Genomic DNA, 17,864 nt, shown 5'->3' with positions numbered 1-17,864 from the left:
GGGCGGGATCGGCAAGGGGGCGAGGGAAGGGCGCTACCGTCAAACGCCGGGCGGCCCGGACGGTGGACGCGTTGGCGGTCAAGGAGAGCAGCCGAACCTTTCGATCAGACCACACGGGCGCGGAGCAGATCGTGAATGTTGAGGGCGCCCACCACCTGCTGCTTTTCGTTCACCACCAGCAGCGCGTGGATCTGGTGCTTTTCCATCAGTTGCGCGGCCTCGATGGCCAGCTTGTCGGCGCCGATGGTCTTGGGGCCGCGCGTCATCAGCTCGGCCACGGTGGCGCCGCGCAGGTCGACATCGTCATCGTCCAGCGCGCGGCGCAGGTCGCCGTCGGTGAAGACGCCCAGCAGGCGGCGGTCGGCGTCCACCACCGCGGTCATGCCCAGATGCTTGCGGGTCATCTCCACCAGCGCCTGGGTGAGCGAGGCATTGGGCGGCACGGCCGGAATGCCGTCGCCGGTGTGCATCACGTCGCTGATGTGCAGCAGCAGGCGGCGGCCCAGGCTGCCGGCCGGGTGCGAGCGGGCGAAGTCTTCCGAGGTGAAGCCGCGGGCTTCCAGCAGGGCGATGGCGAGCGCGTCGCCCATCACCAGCGCAGCCGTGGTGCTGGCGGTCGGGGCCAGGCCCAGCGGGCAGGCTTCGGCGGCGATGCTGGCGTCCAGATGGACGTTGGCCTGCTCGGCGAGCGAGGAGTTGGCATTGCCTGTGATGGCGATCAGGGGAATGCCCTGGCGCTTGATCACCGGCAGGATGAAAAGAACCTCGTCGGTTTCGCCCGAGTTGGACAGGGCCAGCACCACGTCCTGCGGCAGGATCATGCCAAGGTCGCCGTGGCTGGCTTCACCCGGGTGGACGAAGAACGCCGGCGTGCCGGTCGAGGCCAGCGTGGCGGCGATCTTGCGGGCCACATGGCCCGACTTGCCCATGCCGGTGACGACCACGCGTCCGGCGCAACCCATGATCAGGCGGCAGGCTTCCACGAATTCGGGGCCGATGCGCGGCTCCAGCGCCCGGATGGCCGCGGCCTCGGTGGCGATCACGGTGCGGGCGCTCTGCACGATGGCATCGGCGTTGATCGCGTGCTGTTTGGCGGTGGCGACGTGGGCGTTCATGCGTCCTCGGGGGTCGGCCGGATTTCCGTCATCACCCTGAACAAGGTGTCTGCAGGACGAAAAATCCGCTGAATCATTATGTTATGAGAAATTTCGGCCCCATGGGGAGCGGGCGCCGCCATCACGTGTCGTTTCTGCGACAGAGGTTTTCCATTAACATGGCATATTCGCATTTTAACGTCATAGTCGGTGACATTGGATTCGGTTCCACCCCGAATCGATGGCACTGACCCCTACCTGCAAGTGGAAAACCCATGGACGCTGCCACCATCCAGGCAATGATCGAACAAGGCCTGCCCGGTGCGCAGGCGACTGTCAGCGGCGACGACGGCGTGCATTTCGAGGCCGAAGTGGTGGCGGAACAGTTCGCGGGCAAGCTGCCGCTGGCCCGTCACCGCCTGGTGTACGCCACCCTGGGGGATCTCATGGGCGGCGCGATCCACGCGCTGGCCCTGAAGACGCTGACTCCTGCGGAGGTCGCTGCGCGCCATTGAGGCCACGCAGCGCTCCGTGCAATCGATTTGTAAGGACTTCCGATGGCCAAGATCCTGATCAGTGGCGGCGAGCCGCTTCACGGCGAGGTGGGCATTTCCGGCGCCAAGAACGCCGTGCTGCCCATCCTTGCTTCCTGCCTGCTGGCCGACGAGCCGGTGGCGATCAGCAACGTGCCCCACCTGCACGACGTGACCACCTTCATCGAGCTGCTGGGCCAGATGGGCACGCAGCTGGTGCTGGACGACCGCATGAAGATGCACGTCGACCCGCGCTCCACCGACAAGTATTTCGCCCCGTACGACCTGGTGCGCACCATGCGCGCGTCCATCCTCGTGCTCGGCCCGCTGGTGGCGCGCTTCGGCGAGGCGGAAGTGTCGCTGCCCGGCGGCTGCGCCATCGGCTCGCGCCCGGTCGACCAGCACATCCGCGGCCTGCAGGCGCTGGGCGCCGAGGTGACGGTGGAGAACGGCTACATCCGCGCCAAGGCCAAGCGCTTGAAGGGCGCGCGCATCGCCATGGACATGGTCACCGTGACCGGCACCGAGAACATCATGATGGCCGCCGCGCTCGCGCAGGGCACCACCGTCATCGAGAACGCGGCGCAGGAACCGGAAGTGGTCGACCTGGCGCACTGCCTGATCGCCATGGGTGCACAGATCGAAGGCGCCGGCACCTCCACGCTCACCATCCACGGCGTGGAGCGCCTGCATGGCGCCGAGTACGAAGTGCTGCCGGACCGCATCGAAACCGGCACCTTCCTCGTCGGCGCCGCCATGACCGGCGGCAAGGTGCGCGCCCGCAACGCGCGCGCCGACACGCTGGACGCGGTGCTGGCCAAGCTGGAAGACGCCGGCGCGCACATCTCCACCGGCCCGGACTGGATCGAGCTGGACATGCGCGGCCGCCGCCCCAAGGCGGTGAACATCACCACCGCGCCGTACCCGGCCTTCCCGACCGACATGCAGGCGCAGTTCACCGCGCTCAACTGCGTGGCCGAAGGCGTGGGCGTGATCACCGAGACGGTGTTCGAGAACCGCTTCATGCATGCGCTGGAACTGCAGCGCCTGGGCGCGGACATCCGCCTGGAAGGCAACACCGCCATCATCAAGGGCGTGGAGAAGATGAGCGGCGCGCCGATCATGGCCACCGACCTGCGCGCCTCCGCGTGCCTCGTGCTCGCCGGCCTGGTGGCCGAGGGCGATACCACCGTCGATCGCGTGTACCACATCGATCGCGGCTACGAGAACATCGAAGAAAAGCTGGGCGTGCTGGGCGCGAAGATTCGCCGCTTGCCGTCGTAAAGGCAGGAGTGAGAAACGAGAAGTGAGTAGTGAGAGAGAGCCGGCTATTCCGATGCTCTTCTCTCACTACTCACTTCTGTATTCTCACTTCTCGCTCTTGTAGTCCACCAGCTGCAACTCCAGATTGCCGCCGTCGCTCTGCGTCAGCTTCACCGGCACCGGGTATTTCTGCGGTGCGTACCACGCGCTGAAGGCGTTCTCGTCGCCGCTGCGGACCACGCGTTCGGCCTGGAAACTGCCGGCGGGCACTTTCACGGCGTCCTTGCCTGCCACCTTGAACTCCTGCGTTTCCACGTTGCGCTTCACGGCGACGGGCAGCGACACGTCCTGTTTGCCCGTGCGCAGCGCCAGGCCGATGGCGTAGGGCGTGGTGTTGCGATCGACGATGCCGGGCGCGCTGGGATACGTCATCGGTCCCTTGCCCTCATCCACCGTCACCTGGCCGCTGGTCCAGTTCACCTCGGTATGGCGCTGCTTCTTCTTGAAGCCGGCGTCCATGTTGTAGTCGTAGCTGACGGTTTCCGGGGCGTTGTTGTTCCAGCGGAACGTGGTGGTCTCGGTGGAATTGGCGCCCAGGGCGGCGGCGATGCCGGCGGTGCCCTTGGTCTGGTTGCGGTAGATCCACTGGTTGCCGTTGGCGGATTTGAGCGTGATCACGGCTTCGCCGATCACCTGGCCACCTTGCGATACCTGGTAGGTCGCCGTGAACGGAGTCGGTGCCGGCGCGGTGGCGGCGAACGCGGCCGTGGCGGAGAAGGCCAGCGCAAGGCCGGCGGCGAACATGCGGAGGGAGTTGGGTGCGGTCATGAGGACCGCAGTCTACGCGTTCATCCTGAACGACTTGTAGAGAGCCTGCGCGGCCTCAGTCAACCAGTTCGCCGTTGCGCAGTTGCAGCGGCGCGGCGATCAGCTTGCCGTCGAGCGCCACGCGGTCGGGCGCGATCAGGTCCAGCCGCTGCTCGGCCATGAGTTTCAGCACGGCGGGCAGCAATTGATGTTCAAAGGCGAGCAGGCGCTGGGCGAGCCGGGCTTCGTCGTCGCCGGGCTCGACCGCGATGCGTGCCTGTGCGATCACCGGGCCGCCGTCGAGTTCGGCGGTGACGTAATGCACGCTCGCGCCGTGTTCCACGTCGCCGGCTTCGAGCGCGCGGCGGTGGGTATGCAGGCCGCGGTATTTCGGCAGCAGGGAGGGGTGGATGTTGATCATCCGTCCGACCCACGGCGCCAGCGCCTGGCCGTCGATGATGCGCATGAAACCGGCCAGCACGAGCACCTGCGCGCCACTGGCATCGAGCTGGCGGAACAGTTCGATGTCGAAATCGCGTCGCTTGGCAAAACCCTTCGGGTCCAGCGTGAAAGTGGGAATGCCGGCATCCTTCGCCAGCTGCAGCGCACCCGCGTCGGCCTTGTCGCTGCCCACGGCGACGAAATCCACCGGCAGCTGTCCGGCGTCGCGGGCGGCGATCAGGGATTGCAGGTTGCTGCCGCGCCCGGATGCGAGCACGGCAACGCGAAGACGCGGGGCACTCACGGGCTTAGCCGATGTGGACGCGCTCGTCGCCCTGGGCGGGCACGATCTCGCCGATCACCGAACTCTTCAGGCCATGCTGCGCCAGCAGCTCGCTGGCGGCGCTGACGGCGTCACGCGGCAGGATCACGGTGAAGCCCACGCCGCAGTTGAACGTGCGCCACATTTCCTCGCGCGCCACATTGCCTTCGCGCATCAGCCACTCGAACACCGGCGGCAGCACGATGGCGGACGCGTCGATGTGGATGCCGAGGTTTTCCGGCACCACGCGGATGATGTTTTCCTTCAGGCCGCCGCCGGTGATGTTGGCCATGCCGTGGACGGGCTGGCTTTTCATCAACTCCAGCATGGGCTTCACGTAGATGGTGGTGGGCGCCATCAGCGCATCGGCCAGCTTCACGCCGCCGACCTCGAGGTCCAGCGGATTGCCGGCGCGTTCGAGGATCTTGCGGATCAGCGAGTAGCCGTTGGAATGCGGACCGGACGAAGCCACGCCCAGGATCACGTCGCCGGCGACGATCTTCTCGCCGGACAGCAGCTGCGATTTCTCGACGGCGCCCACGGTGAAGCCGCCCAGGTCGTATTCGCCCGGCGGATACATGTCGGGCATTTCGGCCGTCTCGCCGCCGATCAGCGCGCAGCCGGCCAGCTCGCAGCCCTTGGCGATGCCGCCGACCACGGCCACGGTGGTGTCCACGTCCAGCTTGCCGGTGGCGAAGTAGTCGAGGAAGAACAGCGGCTCGGCGCCCTGCACCAGTACGTCGTTGACGCACATGCCCACCAGGTCGATGCCGATGGTGTCGTGGCGGCCCAGTTGCTGCGCCAGCTTGAGCTTGGTGCCCACGCCGTCGGTGCCGGAGACCAGCACCGGCTCCTTGTACTTGCCGGACAGGTCGAACAGGCCGCCGAAACCGCCCAGGCCGCCCATCACTTCAGGACGGGACGTGCGCTTGACCAGCGGCTTGATGCGTTCGACAACGGCGTTGCCTGCGTCGATATCGACGCCAGCGGCGCGGTAGGTGAGGGCGTCGGACATGGGGGCAACCCGGCGATGGGAAACGTCGAATTGTAGCAGCGTAGGGTTCTACTTTCCTGAGTGCCGGCGGTAAATCGGGACATCTTCGATGGACGCTACGGGCCGGATTGGGCAGACTTTCCGCGTCCCCCACCGGATATCGCTCCCCATGCGCCTGTCCCGCCTTCTGCTTGTCTGTTTCCTGCTGGGCCTGGCCCCGCTGCTGTCCGTGCACGCGCAGGGGCAGGTGTCGCCGTATACCGTGGTGGTTTCCGTGGCCGACACCAGCGACACGGCCCGCAATGCCGCCTTCGGCGACGCCCTGGCCCAGGTGCTGGCCCGCACCTCGGGCGGGCAGGACCTGAGCACCAAGCCCGGCTATGCCGATGTGCTCAAGGGCGCCGCAGGCATCGTGCAGCAGTACCAGTACCAGCGGGCCACCACAGGCATGGCCTTGCAGGTCACCTTCGACCAGGCCGCCGTGCAGCGGGCGGTGGCCCAGATGGGCGTGTCCGGCGGCGGCTCGCATCCGCCGGTGTTGCTGGTGGTGCGTGACGAGGACGGCAGCGTGCTGACCCGCGAGGCGCTGGCCGCCCTCACGCAGACCCTGGCCGCCAAGGGCTACAGCGCCGTACTGGCCGACCCGGCCAAGACCGGCGATACGCCGAACCTGACCAGCGCGGAGCCCGACCAGGTGGCCGCGCTGGCGCGCCAGTACAAGACCGGCCTGATCCTGCTGGGCCAACTGCACGGCAACGCCGCCGACTGGGCGCTGGTGTCGGGCGGTCCCCAGCAGAAGTGGAGCACCCAGGGCGCCAACGCCTCGGCCGTGCTTACCGACGCCGGCAACGGGCTGGCCGACCGCCTGGGCAAGCAGCTGAACGTGATCGGCTCGGCCACGGTCGACGGCAAGCTGTGGGTGTCCCAGGTCAATTCGGCCATGGATTACGCCAACCTCGTGGCCGCGCTTCGCGATGATCCGAACGTGCGCCAGGTGACCACGCTGAGCGCGCAGGGCGACGGCATGCTGTTCGCGGTGAAGGCCGGCCTGCCGATGGATGCGCTGGCCAACAGCCTCGCGGCGGGCGGCCGCCTGCTGCGCGGCGAAGCGCACGCCGATGCCGATGCCAGCCTGCGCTGGGTCCACTGACCACGGCGCGGCGAACGCTGCGCCACCCGTGTGCGCGGCCGTTCGGTGCGCGCCCTGTTTTCCGACCTCAAGGGATGAGCCATGTCGATGACGCCTGACAGCTCCCGCCGTTGGCAGATGCTCGCGATCGCCGCGGTCATCCTGTACGTGTTCTGGCTGCTGGCGCCGGTGCTGATGCCGTTTGCCGTTGCCGCCATGCTGGCCTACCTGGGCGATCCGCTGGCCGATCGCCTGCAGCGCCTGGGCATGGGGCGCACGCTGGCGGTGAGCATCGTGTTCATCGTGCTGCTGCTGCTCACGGTGGGCGCGTTGCTGCTGCTGATCCCGCTGATTTCGCGCCAGATCGAAAACCTGGTGGTGAACATCCCGCACTACGTCGACTGGACCCGGAACACCGCGCTGCCCTGGCTGCAGGCCAAGCTGCACCTGGACCCCAATGCGTTCGACACCGACCGGCTGGTGCAGCAGATCAAGGATCACCTGGGTTCGATCGGCAACGCCGCGAGCGTGTTGCTGGGCAAGATCTCCCGCTCCAGCGTCGGCGTGGTGATGTGGCTGACCAACGTGGTGCTGATCCCGGTGGTGGCGTTCTACCTGCTGCGCGACTGGGACCGCCTGGTGGCCTGGATCGACAGCATGCTGCCGCGCTCCATCGAGCCCACCATCGCCCACCTGGCCCGCGAGTCGGACAGCGTGCTGGGCGCCTTCGTGCGGGGCCAGCTGCTGGTGATGCTGGCCTTGGGCATCTTCTACGGCGGGGCCCTGACGCTGATGGGGCTGTCGGTAGGCCCGCTGATCGGTATGATCGCCGGCTTGCTCAGCTTCGTGCCGTACCTGGGCTTTATCGTGGGCTTTGGTTCCGCGCTGATCGCCGCGATGGTGCAGTACGGCGACTGGACCCACGTGCTGGTCGTAGTGGGCATTTTCACCGTTGGGCAGCTGCTGGAAGGCTACGTGCTGGTGCCCCAGCTGGTGGGCGACAAGATCGGCCTGCATCCGGTGGCGGTGATTTTTGCCGTGCTGGCGGGCGGTTACCTGTTCGGCTTCCTCGGCGTGCTGCTGGCGCTGCCGGCAGCCTCGGTGATCCTGGTGCTGCTGCGCTACCTGGCGGAGCGTTACCGGCAGAGCGATCTGTACCGGGAGGAGGGCGAGGGCGATCCCTTGCTCACGGAAGTGGATGTGGTGGTCGAGACCGCGGACGGGGAAGTGAAAACCCGCACCACGGTCGATCAAGAAGGCAGCAAGAAGGACGCAGTACCCCCTCGATGATTCCGCAGTTGCCGCTCGTGCTGCGCTGGCCCCGTCGCCAGCGCTTCGAACATTTCCACCCCGGTAGCAACGTGGCGACGTTGACGGCCGTGGAGCAGGTTGCCTACGAGCCGGGCACGCCGTGGCTGTACTTGGCCGGTCCGGCCGGCAGCGGCAAGAGCCATCTGCTGGTGGCGGCCTGCCAGGCGGCTGTGCAGGGCGGGCGGACGGTGCAATACCTGCCCTTGGCCAGCATGGCCGACAAGGCCGCCGCCATCCGCGGCGTGGCCGGCAGCGAATTCCTGGCGCTGGACGACCTGGGCGCCATCGCCGGCAACCGCGAAGCCGAGCACGCGCTGTTCGACGTCTACAACCGGGCCAAGGCCGAGGGCGCCGCGCTGCTGTTCGCCGCCGAGGCCCTGCCGTCCCAGCTGGGGCTGGGCCTTCCCGACCTGCGTTCGCGCCTGGGCGCCTGCCAGCAGGGCTTGCTCAAGCCGCTGGACGATGCCGAACGCCGCGCGGTGCTGCGGCAGGAGGCGACCACGCGCGGCATCGAGCTGGACGACACCGTGCTGGACTGGCTGTTCACCCGCTACAAGCGCGACCTGGGCGCCTTGCTCGACCTGCTCGATCGCCTGGACCAGGCGTCGCTGGCGGCCAAGCGGCGTATCACGGTGCCGTTTTTGCGTGAGTTCCTGCGCGATACGGATCCGGGTGCCTGAGGCGTTCCCACCGCAACGAAAAAGGCGCCGCAAGGGCGCCTTTTTCTTGTTGGGCAACGGACTGGCGTCAGGCCATCAGCAACCGCGGCGTGGCGTTTGCGCTGATCGCGTCGACCATGGCCTGGGACACGTTGAGGTTGCCGGCGATGATGTTGCCGCTTTCCGGGATGCCGTCGCGGCCGGCGAAGTCGCAGTAGCGGCCGCCCGCTTCGCGCACCAGCAGCACGCCGGCGGCCATGTCCCACGGCTTCAGGCCGATCTCGAAGAAGCCGTCGTAGCGGCCGGCGGCCACGTAGGCCAGGTCGAGCGCGGCGGAACCGGAGCGGCGGATGTCCTCGGCCTGGCCGAGCAGGGCGCGCGTCATGTCCAGCTGGGCATCCAGGTGCGAGCGCTGGCGGTAGGGGAAGCCGGTGGCGATCATCGCCCCGCCGAGGTTCTCGCGCTTGCCGACGCGGATGCGGCGGTCGTTGAGGTAGGCGCCGTCGCCCTTGCTGGCGGTGAACAGCTCATCGCGCAGCGGATCGAACACCACCGCATACACCGGTTCGCCCTTGTCGAGCAGGGCGATGGAGACGGAGAAGTGCGGGATGCCGCGCAGGTAGTTGTGCGTGCCGTCGAGCGGATCGATTACCCAGGTCAGCGGACCCTTGCCGATGGCGCCGCTTTCCTCGGCGAGGAAGCCGTGCGTCGGGTAGGCGCGCTTGAGTTCCTTGACGATCTCGGCCTCGGCCAGGCGATCGACTTCCGAAGCGAAGTCCATGCGTTGCTTTTCGACGACGTTGAGTCCGTCGATGCGATTCATGTAGCGCAGGATGATGTTTCCTGCGGAGCGCGCGGCGCGCACCGCGACATTGACGGCGGGTCTTGGCATGGCTTCGGCTTTCAAAAGAACGGGGTTGCGGCCGCGAAGTCTAGCAGAGACGGCGGGCCGGGTCAGGCGGCCGGGAGACGCCGGGCGGGCCCGGGTTTGACAGGACGGCCGGACATTTCCAAGCTTTGCGCCCGTTTGCACGAGTTTCCCCCGCCCCATGAGCGCTGAATCCGACCTCGCCGCCCGCATCCGTTACGTGCTGGTGCGCACCTCGCACCCCGGCAACATCGGCAGCGCGGCGCGTGCCATCCGCACCATGGGCTTCGACCGGATGGCCCTGGTGGCGCCGCATCGATTCCCCGACCGGGAAGCCTCGGCCCTCGCCGCCGGCGCGGATGACGTGCTCGAGAACGCCACGGTCAGTGACGGCCTAGTCGACGCGCTGGCGGGCACCAGCCTGGCGCTGGGGCTCTCGGCGCGGCGCCGCGGCGTGGACCTGGAAGAAATCACCCCGCGCGAGGCCGCCGCCCGGGCGCTGGCCGCCGCGGCGCGCGGGGAACAGGTGGCGCTGGTGTTCGGCAACGAGCGTACCGGTCTGGAAAACGAGGAACTGGCCCGCTGCCACGCCATGGTGCGCATCCCCAGCGTGGACGATTTCAGCTCGCTCAACCTCTCGCAGGCCGTGCAAGTGATGGCCTATGAGCTACGCGTGGCATCGCTGGGCGAGGTCGCCGCGCCGGTGCGCGCCGATGCTGAGCCGCCGGCCGATGCCGCGCAGATGGAGCGCTTCTTCGAACACCTTGCGCAGATGCTCGACGACATAGACTTCCACAAGGGCCGCGCGCCCACCACCATCATGTTGCGCCTGCGCAAGCTGTTCCAGCGGGCGCAGCCGGACGAGCGCGAACTGCGGGTGATGCATGGCATTTTTGCGGATGCGCAGCGCATGGCGCAGATCGCCAACCGCAAGCTGAAAGGCGAGGAGTGAGTAAAGAGAAGTGAGTAGTGAGAGAGAGCGAGTGCTCGTGGGGGCTGCTCTCGTTTCTCACTCCTCTTCACTCACTTCTGCTCTTAAAACCCGTCTTCTTCCACATCGATCTTCGGCAGCTGAGTGATCAGCAGCTTGTCGATGCGTGCGCCGTCCAGGTCCACTACTTCCACGCGGAAGCCGCGCCAGTCGAAGGTTTCGCCGGCCTGCGGAATATGGCCGAGCACCGCCATCACCATGCCGGCGGCGGTGCGGTACTCGTGTTCCTTCTCGCCGGGCAGGGCGTCGACCTTCAGCAGTTCGCGCAGGTCATCGGTGGACAGCGAACCGTCCACCAGCCAGCTGCCGTCCTCGCGGGGCGTGATCAGCGGGCTTTCCGTCTTGTCGTGGCTGCCCAGCTGCGTGGCGCCCACGATGGCGGCGAGCAGGTCGTTGAGCGTGACCAGGCCCACGATGTCGCCGTACTCGTCGACCACCAGCGCCAGTTGCGTTTCCGCGTCGCGGAACTCTTCCAGCAGGTCGAGCGCGCGGGCCGTGCCGGGCACGTACAGCGGCTTGGACAGCTGCCCGAAGATGTCCGCCTTGCCCTGGGCGAAGCCGCGCAGCAGGCGCTTCACTTCCACCACGCCGAGGATGTCGCTTTCGTCGCCGCGGTACACGGGGTAGCGCGAATAGGGCGTGGTGCGCAGGATGTCCGCGTTCTCCTGGTAGCTCGCGGCGGCGTCCAGCCACACGATGCGCGTGCGCGGCGTCATCACGCTGTCCACGCTGCGGTCGCCCAGCCGCAGCACGCGGTTGACCATGTTGTGCTCGTCGCGGTCCAGCACACCGTGCTCGGCGCTTTCGGCGACGAGCAGGCGGATTTCCTCTTCCGTCGCGACGTCGCTGCCGCGCCCCTTCACGTTCAATACCCGCAGCAGCAATCCACTGGTGACGTTGAGCAGCCACACGAACGGTGCCGTGATGCGCGAGAGAACCATCATCGGCATGGACACGTAGCCGGAAATGCGCTCGGGCGCCGACAGGGCCAGCCGCTTGGGCACCAGTTCGCCGATCACGATCTGGATGAAGGAGATCAGCACGAAGCCGAGCACCAGGCCGATCACCCGGGCGTAGGGCTCCATCCAAGCCGCCCGGCCGCCGTGGATGGCGGAGGCGATGTGGTCGCCCAGCGCGTCGCCCGCCAAGGCGCCGGTCACCAGGATGACCAGGGTCATGCCCACCTGAACGGTGGACAGGAAGCGTTCGGGCGCCTCGGCGTTGCGCAAGGCCATGCGGGCCCGGCGGCTATCGCGGGCCATCTGCTTCAGGCGCGTCTTGCGCGAGGTGACCAGGGCCATCTCCGACAGCGCGAAGAAGCCGTTGCACAAGGACAGCAGGATGACGGTGAGGATTTCGGTCAGCATCGGGGCAGCCGGCCGGCAGGGAGGTCGCGAATGGACATGAGACGCAGTGTAAGGCCTAAGCCGGGCCAGGTCCGTGACAACGGCCTTGCAGCTGTTCCAAGGACCAGGCCAAGGCCTTGATGCAGCGCGGCAGGGCGCTCCTGTAACATATCGGTCATTTTCCGCCCCGCATCCCAGGCAATAACCGCATGTTTTCACTGCAAACGATTTTCGGCAAAGGCGACAAGTTCTACGGCCTGCTCGAACAGAGCGCCGAGGCTGCCCACGAAAGCGCGAAGGCTCTGCATGAGCTGGTCACCCGCAAGGACCACGCGCCCGTGATGGCCGCCTTTGCCGCCGCGCGTGCCCGGGAGAAGGCGCTGGCGGGGCAGATCAGCGAAGAGCTGGTGAACACCTTCGTCACCGCGCTCGATCGCGAGGACATCGAGGCGCTCAACTCCGCCTTGTACAAGATTCCCAAGACCATCGAGAAATTCGCCGAGCGCTACGAGATCGTGGTCGGCCGCGTGAGCGACGTGGATTTCGCCGCCCGCGCGCTGGTGCTGGAGCGGGCCACCACGGTGGTGTCGGAGATGATCGGCGAACTGCGCCGCGGCCTGCGCATCGACCCGGTGAAGAAGCTGCAGGATCGCCTGCAGACGCTGGAGTCGGAGGGCGACCGCATGCTGCTCTCGCCGTACCGCACGCTGTACGTCGAAGGCAACGACGCCATGCGCGCCATGCTGGCGAAGGACCTGTTCGAGCTGATCGAAAAAGCGATCGACAAGTGCCGCGACGTCGGCAACATCGTCTATTCGATTGTCCTGAAGAACTCCTGAGGCGGGCACGATGACCTCCCTTCTTTCGTGCCGCCCGGCGTCGTTCCGGGCCGTTGCCGGAGTGTGCGCATGAGTATCGGCCTGGCCATTGCCGTGGTGCTGATCGCGCTGGCATTCACCTATATCAACGGCTTCCACGACACCGCCAACTCCATCGCCACCGTGGTCGCCACCAAGGTGCTCACGCCGGGCCAGGCGGTGATGCTGGCGGCCATCACCAACCTGATTGGCGCCCTCTGGGGCACGGCGGTGGCCAAGACCATCGCGGCCGGGCTGATCGACACCCATGTGATCGATGCGGGACCGCAACTGCTGATCTGCGCGCTGCTGGCCGCCACGGTGTGGAACCTGATCACCTGGTGGTGGGGCCTGCCGTCCAGCTCCAGCCACGCCCTGGTCGGCGCGCTGGTGGGCGCGGCCATCGCGGCCTCCGGCAACAATTTCGCCGCGGTGATCTGGTCGCAGGGTGGCGCGCACTGGTGGGACGGCAAGGGCGTGGTGCCCAAGGTCATCGTGCCGATGGTGGTGTCGCCACTCATGGGCTTCGTCATCGGCTTCCTGCTGATGGGGGCGCTGTACGCGCTGCTCAGCTGGTTCTCGAGCCGCACGGGCTTCCTGCGGCGTTTCGGGCGCACCCCGTTCGTGAACGCGTTTTTCGGCAAGGCGCAGATCGTGTCGGCCAGCGCCATGGGCCTGGCCCACGGCATGAACGATGCGCAGAAGAGCATGGGCATCATCGCGCTGGCCCTGGCTGGCGCCACCGCAGCCGGCCAGTTTGATGGCCTGCCAGAATGGCTGGGTTTCCTGCGCATCCACGGTTCCAGCGATGGCGGCTTCAACGTGCCCTCATGGGTGGCGGTGGTCTGCGCGCTGACCATGGCGGGCGGCACGGCCGGCGGCGGCTGGCGCATCATCAAGACGCTGGGCCACAAGATGGTGAAGCTGCATCCCATCAATGGCTTCGCGGCGGAAGGCAGCTCGGCGGCGGTGATCCTCACCGCCTCGGCGTTCGGCATCCCAGTGTCGACCACGCACAACGTGTCGGCATCCATCATGGGCGTGGGCGCGGCCAAACGTTGGAACGCCATCCGCTGGTCGGTGGTGGAGCGCATGGTGTGGGCGTGGATCCTTACGCTGCCGATCACCGCGCTGCTGGCCTATGGCCTGGTGCGCTTGTCCGCGCTGTTCTGATGCAGGCGACGGCAGGAGCGCAGTACTGCGCTCCTGCATGCGGCAATCGATCTACAGCGCGTCGCCGCCGGCGGCGACGATGCGCTCCAGCTGGTCGCCCAGCTCGCCCAGTTCCTCGATCAGCCGCTTCAGCTCCGCGGCGTCCAGCAGCTCGTAGGGCCGGTTTTCGCACAGGTGCAGATACGGCGAGCCGTCCAGGTCGGCGACGGCCAGAAACCCCTTGCGCTGCTCCCAGTTGAAACGCAGGCAGCGGCGCGGATCGGCGCCCGCCAACGGGCCGACCGGTGTGGAAATGCGCAGGTAGCGCCGCCCCGACTCGTCTTCCAGTTCGGCGAGATAGATCCCCTGGTGCCGGTCGTGCGGCAAGGTCAGGTCGAAACTGATCAGGTAGGGGTCGTTGTGGCGCAGCGCGTGCATGCTGCCGATGTGGGAACGCACGGCTTCGAAATGGTGCATGGTGCGGTCTCCTTGGCAGGCGAATCCGGCCTCGCTACTGTGCCACGACACCCTGTAAAGAGCCTGTTGAAGATCATGGACAAACCCATGAACGAAGCACACGAGCGCATCTTCGCCGCCATCGCGGCCATTCCGCGCGGCCGGGTGGCCAGCTACGGCGCCATCGCCGCGCGCGCGGGCCTGCCGGGGCGTGCCCGGCTGGTAGGGCGGGCGCTGGGCGAGGTGCCCGACGGCATGGAGCTGCCCTGGTTTCGCGTCATCCGGTCCAACGGCCAGATCGCCTTTCCGCCCGGTAGCCGTGGCTTCCGGGAACAGAGCCGACGCCTGAAGGCCGAGGGTGTGGACGTGCGGAACGGTCGCGTGCCGCTGTCGACCTTTGGACTGGACGCCGACCTGGATCGCGCGCTGTGGGGCATGCCCGATTGAACGTGCCCGAATGAAAGAAGGGCGGGTCCGAAGACCCGCCCCGTCGAGGCTCACATGTCGATGTAGCGAACGTCAGAACTTCTGGTTGTACGACACGTACCAGAAGCGGTCGATGTCGAAGTTGGGGTTGTATGCTGGGCTACCCGTGCCGGCCGTGGGCACGCTGTAGTAGTACGGACCCTTGCGGTTGAAGATGTTGTTCACGCCGACGCTGAACACGCCTTTCCACGGTGCCGTATAGCGGAACTGGGCATCGTTGAACGCCACGCCACCCTTCTGGCTCATGCCGTAGGTGCCCCACCACGGGTTGGTGTAGTTGGGGGAGCTGCATTCCACGACATCGCCGGGCTCGTTGTTGTAGCAAATGTCCTTCAGGCCCGAGTAGTAGCGAACGGTCCACGAGGCACCGAACTGCTTGTAGTCCCAATCCACCTGCAGGTTGGAACGCAAGCGGTAGATCGGATCGCTGCCGTTGTCGAAGAAGCCGACCAGATCCTTGGCCGTGGCGCCTGGGCCGCTGACCTTTTCGTACTGGGTCAGATAGGTACTGTCCGATGCGATCCTGAAGCGGCCGAACGAGGTTTCCGGCAGTTTGTAGTGAATGCCGATGTCGTAGCCGGACGTCTTGAGCGAACCCATGTTCGCGGGCATCTCGTAAAGCCAGTTGACCGAACCCGACACCAGCCCGGTGGTGGGATCAGGCGTGGCTGTGCGGGTGAACTGACCGCAATACGTCGGATCGTTCTGCACGTAGCAAAGGTTCAGCACATCACTGGCATCGACACCAGTGATGAGATTCTTGACCCGGATGTCGTAGTAGTCGACGGAGAAGTCGAGGCCTTCGACATAGTGCGGGCTGTAGACCAGGCCGAACGTGCGCGTGGTGGAGTTTTCCGGCTTGAGGTTCGGATTGGAAGCAGAGATAAAGGCCACAGGCGTCTGGTAGCCGGTGTTGTTCTTGACTCCGTACTGACGATAGCCCGCCGGCACGCCGGACTCTGCGCAGCGCGCCCGCACGGTGGCATTGGTGGCTGCCGATCCATAGACCGAATCGCAGGGATCCAGGAACGTTTCGAAACTCTGACCGGCGCCGGCGTAGAGATCATCGAGGGTGGGCGCACGGAAACCCTGGGCATAGGTGCCGCGAAGCAGCAGGTCTTCGATCGGGCGATAGCGAATGCTGTATTTGCTGTTGGTCGTGCTGCCGAAGTTGCTGTAGTGCGAATAGCGCGTGGCGACGTTGACGCCAAGCTCCTGCGCGGCGGTCATGTCGCGCAGCAAGGGTACGTCCAGCTCGGCGTAGACCTCGTTGGTGTTGTACTTGCCGGAGGTGGCGTTGGCCGCGAGGTCGGTGGTGTTGCCTGCGGCGACATAGGCATCCGGACGGAAGCTGCCCTTGACGCCGCGATGCTCGATGCCCATCGCCAGGCTGGCCGTGCCGGCATTGCCCGGCATGTCGAACAGGCCGCCCGAGACATTGGCGGTGTAGTCATCGGTGGAGCTCACCTGGCGTGCGGACTCGTGATAGTTCACGTAGTTCCACACCGCCTGCGGCGTGGCGCCGGGGCCGGCGACAATGTTCCACGGCACGCAGCCCGCGGCGCGGTCCGCCGGATTGGCGCAGGCCAGCTGGCCGTCGATGGTGGTGGTGGGGCCAAGCGCGGCCTGCGCCTTGTTCAGGTCGAGATTGCCCGTCGTGGCGATGTGGATCTTGTTCTGCGAGTACGTGTAGTCGGCGTCCCAGCTCCAGTCATGGCCGAGAAACTGGAAATATCCCTGCGCACCCAGGTTGACGTTGTAGATCTTGGAGTGGCTTTCGGTGACGCGCGGCAGTTCCACCGTACGCCTGTAGAAGGCGACGTCTTGCCCGGGGAACGGGTTATAGGCGTTGTTGCCACTGAGCTGCAGGCCATCGGGCAGCAGGTCGGTCATGGTGCCGCCGGTCGAGAGCGGGTAGCCGGCCAGCTGCGACGAGGAATCACGCACGCTCGCGTCCGCCATGCCATGCAGGCTGATGTTGTCGGTCAGCTGATACTTGTCCTGCAGGAACAGGTTTTTCAGCTTGGTGCCGGCGCGGAAGGTCATGTCCGACGTGGTGTTGTATTTGTCGGCGTTGCTGTTGCCATTGTACGGGTGGTAGTTGGCGAGGTTGCCGGTGTCCAGCGAGCCGTGATTGATCACGTACTGGTTGGGAACCCAGGTGCGGGTGCCGTCGCTGTTTTTCTTGTAATGGCCGGCTCCCGCAGTTCCTTCTTCATTGGGATCGACGATGCGGCCATACGGGCCCGTGCTGCTCCAGTTGTCGTCCGGATGGCGCGCGCCATTCATATAGCGCGTCTCCGGCCGCTCGCTGTTCCACATCGGCTTGGTCTGCTGCCAGGCCGCGCCGATGATGATGGAGTTCTTCTCGCTGGTGTGGCCCCAGGTGAAGTCGTAGTTCTGCGTCTGGCCGTCGCCCTTGCCGTTCTGGCCGTAGTAGACGTTGGCTTCGGCACCGTTGAACTTCTCCTTGGTGATGATGTTCACCACGCCGCCGATGGCGTCGGAACCATAGATGGAGGAGGCGCCGTCCTTGAGGATGTCGATGCGTTCGATCATCGACACGGGAATCGTGGACACGTCGGTGAGGCCGCTCAGGCTCGAACTCCAGCGGCGGCCGTTGACCAGCACCAGGGTGCGCTGCGAGCCGAGATTGCGGATGTTGACGTAGCGGCCGCCGACGTCAGCACCGGAGGACAGCGTGTCCTGCGGCGTGATGTCCGGCGTGCCCATGGACGGCATGCGGGCAATGATGTCGTTGACGTTGGTCAGGCCGGTCGCCGCGATGGCGGCCTTGTCCATGGTGAAGACCGGCTGGGAGGTCTCCACGTCCACGCTGCGGATGCGCGAACCGGTAACGGTGACGGTTTCCAGGCTCTTGGCCGACGAGGCATCGGCCTTGGCCGGCGTGGCGTCCTGTGCCATGGCCAGGCCGGAGGCCGCGAGCGGGCCGGCGGCGAGTGCGATGCGGATGGCCCATGCCAGTCCGCCGCGGTTGAACGATTTCATCTAGCTGTTCCCCAACATCGTAGTCATTGAGAGGTGGCACGGCCCGTCGCGATGGGATCGCTACGAGCCGGCGCGGCGTTTCCTGCGACTTTTCTGCAGTGCTTGCCTGCCGATCGAAGCCCGGATGACGACCGCTCGCCCGCCAA

At 66.4% G+C, this 17,864-nt stretch carries 17 protein-coding genes; 9 read left to right on the top strand and 8 right to left on the bottom strand.

Going from position 1 to position 17,864, the window contains the following annotated elements; all coding sequences use genetic code 11:
• Positions 1-104 precede the first annotated feature (104 nt).
• Positions 105-1,115, bottom strand: coding sequence for a KpsF/GutQ family sugar-phosphate isomerase (locus BDW41_RS18145; RefSeq protein ID WP_074550624.1), 1,011 nt, complete (start codon positions 1,113-1,115; stop codon positions 105-107).
• Between the two features lie 254 nt (positions 1,116-1,369).
• On the opposite strand from BDW41_RS18145, the gene BDW41_RS18140 reads away from it, so the two are divergent.
• A complete protein-coding gene (locus BDW41_RS18140; protein WP_074550626.1) occupies positions 1,370-1,609 on the top strand; it encodes a BolA/IbaG family iron-sulfur metabolism protein in 240 nt (79 codons plus the stop codon).
• Positions 1,610-1,651: 42 nt separating this feature from the next.
• Positions 1,652-2,911 carry a UDP-N-acetylglucosamine 1-carboxyvinyltransferase gene (murA, locus tag BDW41_RS18135; RefSeq protein ID WP_074550627.1) on the top strand — a complete coding sequence of 420 codons (1,260 nt, stop codon included), beginning with the start codon at positions 1,652-1,654 and terminating at the stop codon, positions 2,909-2,911.
• A gap of 84 nt (positions 2,912-2,995) precedes the next feature.
• On the opposite strand, the gene BDW41_RS18130 is transcribed toward murA, so the two are convergent.
• The 3 genes from BDW41_RS18130 to purM are packed head-to-tail and all read right to left on the bottom strand — an operon-like array spanning position 2,996 to position 5,475.
• Positions 2,996-3,718, bottom strand: coding sequence for a DUF3108 domain-containing protein (locus BDW41_RS18130; protein ID WP_083337730.1), 723 nt, complete (start codon positions 3,716-3,718; stop codon positions 2,996-2,998).
• Positions 3,719-3,773: 55 nt separating this feature from the next.
• On the bottom strand, positions 3,774-4,442 hold the full coding sequence (gene purN, locus BDW41_RS18125) for a phosphoribosylglycinamide formyltransferase (RefSeq protein ID WP_074550629.1): 669 nt from the start codon (positions 4,440-4,442) through the stop codon (positions 3,774-3,776).
• A gap of 4 nt (positions 4,443-4,446) precedes the next feature.
• On the bottom strand, positions 4,447-5,475 hold the full coding sequence (gene purM, locus BDW41_RS18120; RefSeq protein WP_074550631.1) for a phosphoribosylformylglycinamidine cyclo-ligase: 1,029 nt from the start codon (positions 5,473-5,475) through the stop codon (positions 4,447-4,449).
• A gap of 148 nt (positions 5,476-5,623) precedes the next feature.
• On the opposite strand from purM, the gene BDW41_RS18115 reads away from it, so the two are divergent.
• The 3 genes from BDW41_RS18115 to hda all read left to right on the top strand — a co-directional run bounded on the left by BDW41_RS18115 (position 5,624) and on the right by hda (position 8,574).
• A complete protein-coding gene (locus BDW41_RS18115; protein WP_074550633.1) occupies positions 5,624-6,604 on the top strand; it encodes a DUF2066 domain-containing protein in 981 nt (326 codons plus the stop codon).
• 87 nt (positions 6,605-6,691) lie between these two features.
• Positions 6,692-7,873: an AI-2E family transporter gene (locus BDW41_RS18110; protein ID WP_110301658.1), complete on the top strand. Its 1,182-nt coding sequence runs from the start codon at positions 6,692-6,694 to the stop codon at positions 7,871-7,873.
• Positions 7,870-8,574 (top strand): DnaA regulatory inactivator Hda, encoded by a 705-nt coding sequence (gene hda / locus BDW41_RS18105; protein ID WP_074550636.1) that lies wholly within the window; start codon positions 7,870-7,872, stop codon positions 8,572-8,574. Before BDW41_RS18110 ends, hda begins: the two co-directional genes overlap by 4 nt.
• Before the next feature lie 67 nt (positions 8,575-8,641).
• Here hda and BDW41_RS18100 read toward each other — a convergent pair whose 3' ends face one another.
• The gene (locus tag BDW41_RS18100; protein WP_074550637.1) at positions 8,642-9,445 is read right to left on the bottom strand and encodes an inositol monophosphatase family protein; all 804 of its coding nucleotides are present in this window, start codon (positions 9,443-9,445) and stop codon (positions 8,642-8,644) included.
• Between the two features lie 157 nt (positions 9,446-9,602).
• On the opposite strand from BDW41_RS18100, the gene BDW41_RS18095 reads away from it, so the two are divergent.
• Positions 9,603-10,373 (top strand): RNA methyltransferase, encoded by a 771-nt coding sequence (locus BDW41_RS18095; RefSeq protein WP_074550638.1) that lies wholly within the window; start codon positions 9,603-9,605, stop codon positions 10,371-10,373.
• Positions 10,374-10,456: 83 nt separating this feature from the next.
• Here BDW41_RS18095 and BDW41_RS18090 read toward each other — a convergent pair whose 3' ends face one another.
• Positions 10,457-11,779: a hemolysin family protein gene (locus BDW41_RS18090; protein WP_074550640.1), complete on the bottom strand. Its 1,323-nt coding sequence runs from the start codon at positions 11,777-11,779 to the stop codon at positions 10,457-10,459.
• Between the two features lie 188 nt (positions 11,780-11,967).
• Between BDW41_RS18090 and BDW41_RS18085 the strand changes: the two genes are divergently transcribed.
• Positions 11,968-12,597 (top strand): pit accessory protein, encoded by a 630-nt coding sequence (locus BDW41_RS18085; RefSeq protein WP_074550642.1) that lies wholly within the window; start codon positions 11,968-11,970, stop codon positions 12,595-12,597.
• Between the two features lie 69 nt (positions 12,598-12,666).
• Positions 12,667-13,788, top strand: a complete 1,122-nt coding sequence (locus tag BDW41_RS18080; protein ID WP_199535370.1) for an inorganic phosphate transporter — start codon at positions 12,667-12,669, stop codon at positions 13,786-13,788.
• A 51-nt stretch (positions 13,789-13,839) separates the two neighbouring features.
• Here BDW41_RS18080 and BDW41_RS18075 read toward each other — a convergent pair whose 3' ends face one another.
• Positions 13,840-14,244 carry a hypothetical protein gene (locus BDW41_RS18075; protein ID WP_074550643.1) on the bottom strand — a complete coding sequence of 135 codons (405 nt, stop codon included), beginning with the start codon at positions 14,242-14,244 and terminating at the stop codon, positions 13,840-13,842.
• An 87-nt stretch (positions 14,245-14,331) separates the two neighbouring features.
• On the opposite strand from BDW41_RS18075, the gene BDW41_RS18070 reads away from it, so the two are divergent.
• Complete coding sequence (locus BDW41_RS18070) at positions 14,332-14,670, top strand: MGMT family protein (RefSeq protein ID WP_074550645.1); 339 nt, start codon at positions 14,332-14,334, stop codon at positions 14,668-14,670.
• A 72-nt stretch (positions 14,671-14,742) separates the two neighbouring features.
• Here the strand turns inward: BDW41_RS18070 and BDW41_RS18065 are convergent, their stop codons facing one another.
• Positions 14,743-17,718, bottom strand: coding sequence for a TonB-dependent receptor (locus BDW41_RS18065; protein ID WP_083337731.1), 2,976 nt, complete (start codon positions 17,716-17,718; stop codon positions 14,743-14,745).
• Positions 17,719-17,864 lie beyond the last annotated feature (146 nt).

It is taken from the genome of Dyella sp. AtDHG13, from assembly GCF_003201105.1.
In the GTDB taxonomy this organism is placed as follows: Bacteria; Pseudomonadota; Gammaproteobacteria; order Xanthomonadales; family Rhodanobacteraceae; genus Dyella; species Dyella jiangningensis_B.
The sequence above is the reverse complement of the archived record's forward strand: the minus strand, read 5'-3'. Positions and strand labels throughout refer to the sequence as shown.

Excerpts from the sequence above, each read along its gene's own strand:
- BDW41_RS18110 (WP_110301658.1), top strand. The coding sequence starts at position 6,692 with ATGACGCCTGACAGCTCCCGCCGTTGGCAGATGCTCGCGATCGCCGCG.
- BDW41_RS18130 (WP_083337730.1), bottom strand. The coding sequence starts at position 3,718 with ATGACCGCACCCAACTCCCTCCGCATGTTCGCCGCCGGCCTTGCGCTG.
- BDW41_RS18145 (WP_074550624.1), bottom strand. The coding sequence starts at position 1,115 with ATGAACGCCCACGTCGCCACCGCCAAACAGCACGCGATCAACGCCGAT.
- BDW41_RS18115 (WP_074550633.1), top strand. The coding sequence starts at position 5,624 with ATGCGCCTGTCCCGCCTTCTGCTTGTCTGTTTCCTGCTGGGCCTGGCC.
- BDW41_RS18080 (WP_199535370.1), top strand. The coding sequence starts at position 12,667 with ATGAGTATCGGCCTGGCCATTGCCGTGGTGCTGATCGCGCTGGCATTC.
- hda (WP_074550636.1), top strand. The coding sequence starts at position 7,870 with ATGATTCCGCAGTTGCCGCTCGTGCTGCGCTGGCCCCGTCGCCAGCGC.
- BDW41_RS18090 (WP_074550640.1), bottom strand. The coding sequence starts at position 11,779 with ATGCTGACCGAAATCCTCACCGTCATCCTGCTGTCCTTGTGCAACGGC.
- BDW41_RS18085 (WP_074550642.1), top strand. The coding sequence starts at position 11,968 with ATGTTTTCACTGCAAACGATTTTCGGCAAAGGCGACAAGTTCTACGGC.
- BDW41_RS18100 (WP_074550637.1), bottom strand. The coding sequence starts at position 9,445 with ATGCCAAGACCCGCCGTCAATGTCGCGGTGCGCGCCGCGCGCTCCGCA.
- BDW41_RS18065 (WP_083337731.1), bottom strand. The coding sequence starts at position 17,718 with ATGAAATCGTTCAACCGCGGCGGACTGGCATGGGCCATCCGCATCGCA.
- BDW41_RS18095 (WP_074550638.1), top strand. The coding sequence starts at position 9,603 with ATGAGCGCTGAATCCGACCTCGCCGCCCGCATCCGTTACGTGCTGGTG.
- BDW41_RS18140 (WP_074550626.1), top strand. The coding sequence starts at position 1,370 with ATGGACGCTGCCACCATCCAGGCAATGATCGAACAAGGCCTGCCCGGT.
- BDW41_RS18075 (WP_074550643.1), bottom strand. The coding sequence starts at position 14,244 with ATGCACCATTTCGAAGCCGTGCGTTCCCACATCGGCAGCATGCACGCG.
- murA (WP_074550627.1), top strand. The coding sequence starts at position 1,652 with ATGGCCAAGATCCTGATCAGTGGCGGCGAGCCGCTTCACGGCGAGGTG.
- BDW41_RS18070 (WP_074550645.1), top strand. The coding sequence starts at position 14,332 with ATGAACGAAGCACACGAGCGCATCTTCGCCGCCATCGCGGCCATTCCG.
- purM (WP_074550631.1), bottom strand. The coding sequence starts at position 5,475 with ATGTCCGACGCCCTCACCTACCGCGCCGCTGGCGTCGATATCGACGCA.